Below are 13275 nucleotides of genomic sequence, written 5' to 3' on the forward strand. Positions count from 1 at the left end.
AACGTTTACGTAAAGAAAAAGCTGATGCCGATGCAAAAGCTGCCGCTGATGCTGCCGCAAAAGCAAAAGAAGCAGCTGATAAATTAAAATCAGAACAAGATAGAGCTAAAGCCGAAGCAGAGCGTTTGCGTAAAGAGAAAGCGGATGCCGATGCAAAATCTGCAGCTGATGCAGCTGCGGCAGCAAAAGAAGCAGCTGATAAATTAAAATCAGAACAAGATAGAGCTAAAGCCGAAGCAGAGCGTTTGCGTAAAGAGAAAGCGGATGCCGATGCAAAATCTGCAGCTGATGCAGCTGCGGCAGCAAAAGAAGCAGCTGATAAATTAAAATCAGATCAAGCAAATGCCAAAGCCGAAGCAGAACGTTTACTAAAAGAAAAAGCAGACGCGTTAGCTAATGAAGCAAAAGCAAAAGTCGAAGCAGAACGTTTACGTAAGGAGAAAGCAGATGCAGATGCAAAAGCAAATACAGCGGCCGAAGCAGAACGTTTACGAAAAGAAGCTGAAGAAAAAGCTAAAATTGATGCTGCTAAATCTGTAGAGGATAAAGAATTGGATAATTTAAGTCAAGTTTTAGATGACTCGAAGAAAAACCAAAAGGAATCTTTAAATAGATTAGACTCTATTACAAAAGCAAAAGACAATGAGCTTAGAGAACTTAGAAGAGTAAATGATTTATCTGATAAAGGTATTGTAAGTGAAGCAAAAGAGTTTCAAAGTACTTCTGCTGCAAACAGAGCACTTGAATCTTTGAAAATTGAGATAGCTGAGAACACTAAAAATCAAAGCAATTTCATTAAAGAATTTGAAACACGTACAAATGAAAGATTGAAAAAAGTTCCTAATAAAAATGATATTGTTAATCAAAATTATTTAAAAACGCTTGAAAAATTAAAAGCAGAAAAATTAGCGGCTGACAAACAAAATTTAGATTTATTAGCAAAACTTGAAACAATCAAGGCTGAAACTGATATCGAAAAGAAAAGAAGAATTAAACGTGCTGCATTTGATAGTGATGATACAAAATATCAAAAAGATAGAGAAACATTAAAACAAATTAAACTTAAAACAACTCCTACAGGTCAGGCTTATAAACCAGAAGACTTTGATTTTGGAGAAGAGCAAGCGGGTACACAAATTATCAAAAATAATGATAATGTAGGTGACGGATACTACCTTGTAGTAGCGGCTCATAAAGATGCAGCAAAAAGAGATGCATTTATAACAAAAGCAATACAAGCAGGTCAAACCAATATAGATTTCTTCTATAATTCAAGTAACGGAACATACTATATCTATTATCAAAAACTTACAGATATTCAAGATGCTACAAGTGCAATGGAATCTAAAGGAAGCAAGCCTTATAATGGTAAGATGGTAATTGTTAAGGTAGAGAAATAGTCATAAAAATATTTTTTAGTACTTTATTTTTAAAATAAAGTGCTAAAAAAATGTTAATTAAATAAAAAATAAATAACTTTAGCCCCATTTCTGAATTAAAAAGTTGTCCCATGAGAATAAAAAACTACATATTATCGGTCTTAATTTTACTGTGCAGTTACAATATAACAGCACAGGTTGTTACCCCATTTACACAAAGATTAGCCGGGGGAAGCTTAAAACTAAAAGGTGATATCGTATTTGTTGGTAATAATATTGTCAATAGGACAAATACCAATCCAACATACGATGGAGCAAATAATGTGACTAATCAAGCAGTACTTACTGCTGAAGCTAATACACCATACAATGGAACTTTAGCTAATAACAATTTTAATTTTGATTATATTGATATAGATGGCGATCCTACAACTTTTAGTTCTAGTACCGCTGATTTAAATATTGTATCACCATGTAAAAAAATTATTTATGCAGGACTTTATTGGACGGCTACCTACCCGTTTGAGAGAATAAAAAGCAATGGGACAATAACAATACCTAGACAAAATGATTGGAATCAAGTAAAATTCAAACTTCCAGGTGGTGCATATCAAACATTGGTAGCAGACAACGCCGCCGACCCTGTAGGACAAGAAGATGATATTATTGTAGATAACAATACAAGTAATACAAATGGAGTTTATGGTGTACCTTATGTATGTTACAAAAATGTAACAAGTTTGTTACAAGGTTTGGCAAATGCAAATGGAACCTATGCTGTTGCTAACCAAAGAGGACAATTAGGAAAATATACAAACACAGGAAGTTCTGCCGGATGGTCTATTGTAATTATTTATGAAGACCCGTCTTTACCAAGTAAGTATATATCTGTTTTTGATGGTTATGCTAATATTGATGGTGGAGCCCCTGTTGATTTTAATATAAATGGATTTCAAACACTGCCCCCACCTTTTCCTGTTAAAGCAAGAATTGGTGTTGGTGCATTAGAAGGAGATTATGAATATACAGGAGATAACCTTAGTTTTAAAGCTAACTCATTAGGAGGATTTACTACAATTACAAACGGATTAAACCCATTAAACAACTTTTTTAATTCCTCTATTACAAATAATAATGTTGCAATAACAAATAGGAATATAAATAGTAGTAATACGTTAGGTTTCGATTTAGATTTGGTGCAAGTTAATAACCCACTTAATGCGGTTATCCCTAATAATGAAACAGGCGCAACATTAAGACTTACAACAAATGGAGATTCTTACGGTGCATATATTACAACATTTGATGTTGAAATTATCGAACCAAAAATAATACTTACAAAAACAGTAGCCGATCTTTCTGGAGCGGATGTAGGAGGACAAAATGTAACTTTGTGCCAACCCTTAAATTATACTATCGGGTTTCAAAATATAGGAAATGATGCTGCTGATGTTTTTACTATTAGAGATGTACTCCCTCCCAATGTTTCTTTTAATCCAGCATCGGTTGTTTTGCCAACACCACCTGTTACTGTTCCTGTAACACCAGCTATTACTTTTGTTTATACTGCAGCAACAAGAACTATTGTTTTTACAATTCCAAAAGGATTCGTAACAGTAAATGCTCCAAGATATACAATACAACTTGGTGTAAAGGTATTATGTACATGCCTAGAATTAGATGACGCATGTTCTAATTTAATTACAAACCAAGCTTTTGCAACTTATCAAGGAGTTCTAAACACAGCTCAAATTTCAAATGACCCGAGTTTATCTTCATATACAGTTTGTAATTTAAGCGGAGCAAGTCCAACAAATACTTTGGTTGGTCTTGATTCTTGTAATTTTACTCAAGACGTAGTTTTATGTGGTACAACTGTAACACTGACGGCAGCTGGAGGTTATACGACTTATACATGGTCTGGTCCTCCTGGAGCAACAATAACACCTGTAGCGGGCACAAATAATCAAAGTGTAGTAGTAAACCAAGTGGGTACATATACTGTAAATAATTTGATTAATATAACACCTTGTAAATCTATAGTTCAAACGATAAATGTTGTAGATATTACAGGTACACCACCTCTAACAAATCCTGTTTTACCTTATGCGGATCAAATAGTAATTTGCCCTAATGACAATAAACAATTACCTCTTATATTTTTATGTGGAGCAGCAGATTCACAACTTATAGCCACAACTATTACAGGCGCTACTTCTATTAGTTGGGAACAATTAAATACAGGAAGTTGTGCTGCAGTTGTAAATCCTAATTGTGCAAACGAAAATGCCGCTTGTACTTGGACAAATGTAGGAACAGGACTAAATTATACTGCTAATAATGCTGGACAATTTAGAGTAGTAATAGTTTATCCAGGAGGTTGTCAGCGTATATTCTATTTTAATGTTTTCAAAAATTTATTAAATCCAATAGCGACTCCAAGAGATGCTGTTTGTTCTACACCAGGACAAATAACAATTACAGGAGTTCCTGCTGGTTATGAATATAGTTTAGACTGTACAGCAACTTGGCAAGCAAGTAATGTTTTCCTATCTGTTCCAGTTGGAGTTCACTCTGTTTGTATTCGTCAAACAGGAATAGTAGGCGGTTGTGTGTTTACATTAACAAATATTCCTATTGTAAATAGAGTTTTTACTGTTTCGGCAATTATTACACAACCTATATGTAGTGGCGATAAAGGAAGTATAAACTTAGCAGCTAACAATGTATTACCACAATATACCTTTAGTATAAATCAAGGAGCTGTATTAATTAGTACATTTGGTCCAACTAATAGTAGTAGTACTGTGTTTAATAATCTAACACCAGGAAACTATACTTATACAGTAACGACACAAGATGGTTGTAGTGTTACAACACCTTTTACAATTAATCAACCGCCATTACTAACAATAACTGCAGCGTTAACAAAACCATTAACTTCATGTGGACCTGGAGAGATTACGGTTTACCCAGTGGGCGGAACACCTCCTTACAATTTTAATGTAACAGGAGCGGTTACAGTCACACAATCAAGCCCAATAATTTCAGCACCAGTTGCTGGAATCTATAATATTCAAGTGGTAGACAATAACAATTGTACTGCAAATGTTTCGATTACAGTTGCATTGGTTCCACCACCTGTTTACACGGTTACACAAACAAATGTTTTGTGTTATGGTAGTAATACAGGAGCAATTAATTTTAATGTTACGAATGCTAATGGGTTTACTTTAGCATATAGTATAGACGGAATAAATTTTTTCCCAACACCTAACTTCCCTAATTTAGTAGCAGGTACTTATACTATAATAGTTAGATATACTTTAGGAACAGCTGTTTGTTTAACAACCCCAGTTACTATAACAATAACACAACCAGCAGCAGCTTTAACAGCTTCAGCAGGAGTTTCTGAATTAGCAGGTTGTGGTCCTTTAGGAGAAGGAAGAGTTAGAATTATAAATCCTCAAGGAGGCGTTCCTCCATATACTTACAGTTTTGATAATCAAGCAACGTATACCGCTGTAAACCAAGCTTATTTATTGCCAGGAACTTATACCGTATATATTAAAGATGCAAATGGTTGTATTTTTCCAATGACGGTAACACTAGATCCTGCACCTGCACCACCAACAATAGTGGTAACTCCTCCGGTTTTTGCTTGTAACGGTAATGCAACAAGCACAGTTACAGTAAATAATAACGGTGGTAGTTTTATATATACTTATTTGTTAGATGGCGTACCTAATACTCCTCCAACAAATAACGTATTTACCCCAGTTACTTGTGGACCTCATACTGTGACGGTAAACTATCAAGCTACAAATATTCCAACACCAAGTAACTTATTGTTTGAAGATTTTGGTATTGGTGCCAATACAACAACCCCAGGAATTGCGGCAGCTTATTGTTTTAACCCTCAGGCTTATCCAGCGGGACAGCCTTGTGGTAATGCTGTTGCTGGATTCCCAGCTTCTGCATGTGGTACATGGTTCGTAAATGACAATCAATATGTTGTAACACCTTTACTTAATCCTAATAATTGTGCTTGGTTCCCTTACCGTGATCACACATCGAACGGAACAAATCCAAAAGGAAGATTTTTAGCTGTAAATATTGGATCTGCAGCAGGTCCTAATGGTGTTTTATATAGTAAAACAATTAATAATGTTTTACCAAACCAACCTGTAATTGTAGATATTTATTTAGCAAATTTATTAACCGTGGGTAACGGAGGGGCAGATCCTTCTTTTATATTAGAATTAGTAGATGGAGCAGGAACAGTTATTGCTTCTCAATCTACAGGAATTATAGATAATACGGTAAATGCTTGGCAATTAAAATCATTAAGTTTAAATCCAGGTCCTAATACTACTCTTATATTTAAGATAAGATCTGGAAGTATTATTTATGGAGGAAATGACGCGGCTATAGATGATATAAATGTTTATCAGCAACCAATAGCTTGTATTACAACTAGAAATTTCCCTATAAATATAGCTTGTAATCAAGCATTTACAGCTCAAGTAACAGGTTCTAATAATGTATCTTGTAATGGTGGTAACAACGGTACTATCACAATTTCAGCTCAAAATTTTGCAGCTACAGGTTTTCAATATAGTACAAACGGTGGAGGTACTTGGATTACTTCATTAGTATCGCCAGTTACTATAAACGCTTTAACAGCAGCAACTTATAATATTCAAATTAGATATGATAGTAATCCAGCGAATACAGCTTGTAGTTTCCCTTTTACAACAGTAATTACACAACCAGCTGCACTAGTACCTTCTGTTATTGTAACACCAGCTACTTGTTTAACTGGAGCAACAATAACTGCATCAGCAGTTGGAGGTACACCAGCATATCAATACCAATTACAAACGTCTCCAGGAGCAGTAATAGTTAGGCCTTATCAAGCTAGCGGAATATTTACAAATGTTCCTGCAGGAAATTATGTTGTACTTATTCGTGATGCAAATTTATGTACAAGTAGTTCTATTCTTGTAAGTGTTGTTGCGGCAACACCACCAACAGCTACAATTTCATTAGCATCAAACTTCTGTTATTCTAGTCCATCGGGAGCTACAATTATTGTAACACCAGCAGGAGGAGTTGCACCATATACTTATACAATAAATGGTGTTCCAAACGCAACAAATGTATTTTCTAATTTAACACCAGGGTCATACACTATTATAGTAACAGATGCTTTTGGTTGTACTGTAACTTTGCCAGTACAAACAATTGCACCACAACTGACATTAAGCACAGTACTGACTAAGGATTTAGATTGTACCGCTTCACCTAACGCTGTTATTACAGGAACAATAGCAGGTGGTTACTCACCATATACTTATCAAGTAAGCTTTAATGGTGCTCCATTTGCAAATCTTGGAGCAACTACATCGCCATTTACTTATTCGACAGCAGTTGCTGGGACTTATCAGTTTCAAGTTACTGATTCGAGAGGATGTGTTGCACAATCTATTATTCATACTGTAAATGCGCTTGTTCCAGTGACAGCAACACATACACAAATAAATAATAAATGTTTTGGAGATACTGCAGGAAGTGTAACTATTACACCTTCTGGGGGTGTTGCACCTTATGTAATAAGTTTTAATGGAAGTCCTTTTACCTCTACAACAACTTATTCAGGATTATCCGCAGGGACATATCCTTATATTGTAAGAGATTCTAAATTTTGTACTTTTAACGGAAGTGTTACTATAACACAACCAGCACAAATTGCTTATACTGCAATAGTAAATCCTATTACATGTAGTATTGCTGGATCTGGATATGCTTTAGGATCTATTTGTGTAAATGGATTAACAGGAGGTGTTGCACCTTATACTTATACTTTAGTAGATATAACAAATGGTGGTGCAGTAATAAACCATGTTGAACCTTTGGGTGCTAATTATTGTTTTCCAAATGTAGATTTTGGTTTATATGATTTGAGTGTTAAAGACGCTAATGGGTGTACGATTGTAAAATCTAATTTAGTAATGGCTAGTCCGCCAGGTGGTTTGAATTTTACATTTGCTAGTGTTGCTAGTTGTGCTACAGGGGCTGATTTAACAGTTTCTATCTCTGGAGGTGTTATCGGTTCTGGACCTTATGAATTTGGTATAGTTAATTTAACAGCTTTTCCTTGGTCAAGTACTTTTATGCCAGCTAATCCAGGACCTGCAACTCATATTTTTACAAACCTAATACCTGGAACTATATATACTATTGTTGTTAGAGATTTAACTACAGGATGTTATTATTTTCAAACTGCTCCTACAGCAGCTACATTGTCTACAATAAATGTGACACCTTTGGTTGCAAATCCAGTTACTTGTAATGGAAGTGCAGATGGATCAGTAACATTTGGCTTAACAGGAATAGATCCAACAACAACATCAATTACTTACAGTGTACATTATGCATCAAATAATTTACCTGTTAGTGTTGCAACAACTGGAATTCTTACAGCTCCTTTTACGATGTTTCCTTTTACAACTGGACCATTATCACCAGGTAGTTATAATATTCAAATTGTTGAATATGTTGGTGCAGTTCGTGGTTGTGGAGTGACTTCAATTAATTTTACAATAGTAGAATCGGCAACTGCATTAACATTATCTGCAGCAACAACAAATGATAATTGTAATCTAAATGCAGGACACATTGCTCCTATTGCTTCAGGAGGAACAGGACCATATACATATCAATATTTACCTTCACCAAGTGTAGCTCCTACCGCAGCTTCAGCAGGATGGGTTGCTACCAATCCTTTTAATGGAGAAAGTGGTAATTATGATGTGTATGTTAAGGATGCGAATGGTTGTATTAAAGTAGTTACAGTTGTAATTGGACTAGATCCTTCACCAATTATTAATGCTACTTTAGTAAATGCTTGTGTGGCTCAAGGAACTTATCAAATACATGTAGAAATGCCTACAGCGGGTGTTGCGCCTTATACATTTAGTATAGATGGTGGTGCTTTTGTAACCAATACAACTCCATTTAATATTTCAGGATTATCTTCAGGAACACACACTGTAGAAGTTAGAGATAAAAATGGTTGTGGTAATGGTGTTCAAACTGTTACAATTCTAGCGCCACTTACAGTTTCGGCAGTATTTACAATACAACCAACTTGTTTTAACAATAATGGTACAATTACGGCATCAGCTTCTGGTGGTTCTGCGCCAGCAAACTACACTTATACTTTATTAACAAGTGCCTCGGTCGTAATTACAGGACCACAAGGAAGTAATGTATTTGCTAGTCAACCTGCAGGATGTTATATTATTAGAGTAACAGATTCTGCTACAGGTTGTAGTGCTAATACTCCATTTTGTCTTGCATTGCCAACACCAGTAACATTCACTGCTATTCCTACAAATGTAACTTGTAGCGGAGGAACCGATGGTACGATTACTATAAATTTACCAGCAGCAAATAATAACCCAGCTTATACATATCAAATTATTGCACCATTAGCCTTTGCTACAGGACCACAAGCATCGAATGTGTTTTTAGGTTTACCAGCTGGAACTTATACAGTTCAGGTAAATTCAGGCAGAGGTTGTACACTAATAGACAATAATGTAATTGTAGGAACACCAGCTCCTATTGTTGTACCAGCAACTACAATCACACAATTTGGTTGTAATGCAGGAACAAATGCTGTAAACCTTGCTACTATTACCGTAACTGGTGTTACAGGAGGTTCAGGAGTTTATACGAACTATGAGTTTATATTGGGTGGGGTTATACAACAAAGTGGATCGAGCAACACTTATTCTACAGCAAATGTTGCTGGAGGTACTTATACTATCAATGTTTATGATAATAAAGGTTGTTTGGGAACTACTACTGCAATAATAAATGCTTATATATCAATAAGTAATCCTACAGTTGTTGTAGATAGTCCAATTACTTGTACTACAAACGAACAAATCACGATTTCAGTTACTGTTGCTGGTGGAGCACCTCCAGTTTTCAGTTATACTGTTACTGGATATCCAACAAATGCAATTCCATATAATGTTACACAAAACTCACCAACGTTTACAGGTCTAACAATCGGTGATTACTTAATTACTGTTTTAAATCCTGTAACAGGATGTAGTGTGCAAACCATACATTATGTGTTTAATCCAAATACATTTGGTTTATTACTTAATAATGTGGTTGATGTTACTTGTTTTGGAGGTAATAATGGAAGTGTAGATATTACAATCGTAGATAATGATTTGACACCAACAAATGATGCTGGACCTTTCAATTATACAATTTTAGATAGTTTAGGAGCAACAGTTGCTTCAGGAGTTAGCCCTACTGTAGGACCTATAACAGTTTCAGGATTACCTTCAGGAATTTATACAGCAAATGTTTCACTAACTGCTACACCATTTTGTACAGTGACAAAAAATTTCACAATTTCAGGACCAACAAGTGCATTAGGAATTTCTGCAACTAGTTCTCCTATAACTTGTGTTACAGGAAATAATGATGGAACAATTACTGCATCAGCTACTGGTGGTTGGGGAGCTCCTTATGAATTCCAACTTCAGATAGGTGCCGCTATTGTAGGAACTTATACTTATAGTGCTAATGCAAACTTTACAGGATTAACACAAGCGACTTATACAGTTTATGTAAGAGATGTAAAAGGTTGTATCACATCAACTAATGTAACATTAACGAATCCAACTCCAATAAATGCTGTTATTACATCAAGCGGACCAACAGTAACTTGTTTTGGAGATTGTAATGCAACGATTAGTATTTCTTATCCAACAGGTGGACAAGGAAGTAATTATTCTTATGTATTACATTCTACAATACCAACAGTTTCTGATTCGGGTCCAATTGCAATACCTCTTGGAGGAATTGTGTTAACTGGATTATGTGCAGATACTTATAGTGTTACAATTACAGATGGTTTTGATTGTTCGTTTACATCAGCTAATATTGTAATTGCGCAACCTGCTAAAGTAGTTGCTAGTTTGTCTACTGCTACAACACAAACATGTTTAACACAAGCTACATTGACACTTACAGGTTCTGGAGGTACGCCACCATATAGTTATAGTGCCACAGTAGGTGGTCCGTTTATAGGATCATTTAATCCATCAACAGTAATTTCTGTTCCAGTTGGTACTTATAATTATTATATTCAAGATGCTAATGGTTGTAAGAGTTTAGTTTCTGGAGATGTCATTATAACACCTTTAGATCCATTAATAATTGCTCCACCAATACATCAAGATATTCTTTGCGGTGGAAGTGCAACAGGAACAATATCTGCAACAGCGACTGGCGGATTGTTAAACTATGTATATACACTACTTGATGGTGCAGGAAATCCTATTTTACCAGCACCAACACAAACAACGCCTGGAAACTTCTCTAACTTACCAGCAGGAACTTATATTGTTCATGTTCAAAGTTTAGATTGTGCGGTAAATTCAATAAGTGTAATAATTTTTGAGCCAACACCATTTAATGTTGTTCCAACTTCAATTCCAGTAAAATGTAATGGAGGTAATGATGGAGCTGTAAATCTTGTAATAACTGGAGGGACAGGAGCAATACAATATGCTATTTCACCTAATTTAAGTCAGTTTATAACAATTACAAATCCTTACGTGGCAGGTGGATTTAATGTTCCAAATCTTGCATCTGGTTCTTATACAATAATTATTCAAGATGAAAATGGTTGCTTTGTAACTTTTAATAATATTACTATCAACCAACCAACAGCTTTGACATATAATATCACATCTTTTGTAGATGAAGACTGTGCTGAGTTAGATTTAGGAGAAATTACAGTTGCAGGAATAGGCGGCGGTACAGCTCCATATAGTATAGGCTATACAGTCGTTTATCCAGGTTCTTCAACAGTTGTTAACGGTCCAATAGTTCCTTTAGCTCCGGGTGTTACAACATACACTTTTACAGGATTGAATGGAGGAAATTATACTGTTTTTGTGATAGATGGTAATAATTGTAATCCATCTGGAATAGATCAAATTATAGGAAGTGGTGTGTTATATGAACCGAGAGCGGAAGTTACTTTCCCTTGTGTTAGTAATAGTCCTGCAGTAAGAGTTGAGGTTCTTAATTTAAGTAACACTCCATCTTTAGCATTTACACCGCTATCTGATTATTTGTTTTCATTAGATGTAAACAGTTCAGCAGGAGCTCAGGCTAGTAATATATTTACTTCAGCAGCCTATCCAAGTTTATTAATTCCTGGGTCACATATTATTTACGTATTCCATGTAAATGGTTGTGATAAAGCAACAATTCCGTTTACAATTAATGCAACAGACATTGATCCTTTAAACCTAATTTTAACGCAGGTGTTCCTTAATCAGCTTGTTGCAACATTAAATCCTGTAACAGGAGGAACTGCACCATATACTTATACTTTCCAAGACGAAACAGGAGCAACTGTTCAATATGGTCCAAATAATATTCATATTTACGATCATACAGCAACATACACTGTAACAGTTACAGACAGTAAAGGATGTACAGATACAGAGACTAAAGCGGTAGTATTTATACCTATTAAAATCGATAATGTCTACACACCTGGTGACGGTAGTGGTTGGGGTCCAAAAAACACATCAAACTATCCAGACATTGTGACTTATATTTATGATAGATATGGTCGTAAAGTTGCTGAATTGTTAGAAGGACAAAAATGGTATGGTAAATATAACGGACAAGAATTGCCTTCTGGAGATTACTGGTATGTAATAAAAGTAGATGCGGGTAATAATAGCGAGTATGTAGGTCATTTTACATTGTACAGATAATTTTAATTCAAGAACTATGACAACGTCAAAAAATAAAATATTTAAAATGAAAAAGTTCCTGATTGCAATTATTTTACTATCGTTTACGAAGAATTTTGCACAAGAGTTAAATGTACCACCAGCAACACAATATTTGGCCGATAACCCATTTGTTATCGCGCCAGTGTATGCAGGAATAGGTGATAATTTTAGAATTAGGCTCAATGGATTTGCCCAATGGGTTGGGATAAAAGATGCTCCAGCAAATCAGGCATTATATGCAGATTTTAGAATTGCTAATCAATCAGGAATAGGACTTTCGTTATACAACGATAAGAACGGATATACAAGACAAACAGGGTTAAAACTTTCGTTTGCACACCATATTATTCTAGATTACTATTCTAAACAATATTTGTCTTTTGGTATTTCTTATAACTTTAATAGTTTCAAAATTGATACAGGAAATTTTGACCTTATCAATTTTCCATTAATTGTTAATGACAGATATACTTCTAATGACAACTTCGATGTGAGTATATTGTATAGAAGAAAGGCTTTTTATTTAGCATTTAACACAGCCAATTTACTAAATAAAAATCTTGAAAAATTCAAATCATCACCTATTAATCTAGAACCTAATTTGTTAAGAAATTATCAGCTTTACACAGGATATACCTTTAGAGGAAATAGAGATAGCAGAACGGAAATAGAACCATCAGCATTTTTTCAATATTTTCAAAGTGATGGTCGTTCTAGTACCGATTTGAATGTTAAGTTAAGATACTTAGACAATCAAAGAACAGGATATTTCTGGATGGGTGCAACGTATCGTTTTCTTAACGATCAGCCAATGAAACCACTTACGGTAGGGCCAATGCTAGGTCTTAAAAAAGGAGGCTTTTATTTAGGCTATTCTTATCAGTTAACATTAAACGAATTGTCAGCCTATAATTCAGGAACACATATGGTTACTTTAGGTTTCGATTTCTTACAACAAGCAAGTAATTGTCCTTGTACACAAAAAGAAAATAACGACGATTAGTCTTTTTTAAATATTAAAAATAAAATTAAACCATTAAGGT

At 34.9% G+C, this 13275-nt stretch carries 2 protein-coding genes and 1 pseudogene; all 3 read left to right on the forward strand.

Features of this window, described 5'->3' with window-relative positions:
* A pseudogene (locus tag ABI549_RS03040) lies at positions 1–1400 on the forward strand (hypothetical protein); the annotation flags it as partial.
* Positions 1401–1510: 110 nt separating this feature from the next.
* Positions 1511–12211: a T9SS type B sorting domain-containing protein gene (locus ABI549_RS03045; RefSeq protein ID WP_348074979.1), complete on the forward strand. Its 10701-nt coding sequence runs from the start codon at positions 1511–1513 to the stop codon at positions 12209–12211.
* 46 nt (positions 12212–12257) lie between these two features.
* Positions 12258–13235, forward strand: a complete 978-nt coding sequence (locus ABI549_RS03050) for a type IX secretion system membrane protein PorP/SprF (protein ID WP_348074980.1) — start codon at positions 12258–12260, stop codon at positions 13233–13235.
* Positions 13236–13275 lie beyond the last annotated feature (40 nt).

The sequence above is a fragment of the Flavobacterium sp. genome (genome assembly GCF_039932285.1).
GTDB lineage: Bacteria > Bacteroidota > Bacteroidia > Flavobacteriales > Flavobacteriaceae > Flavobacterium.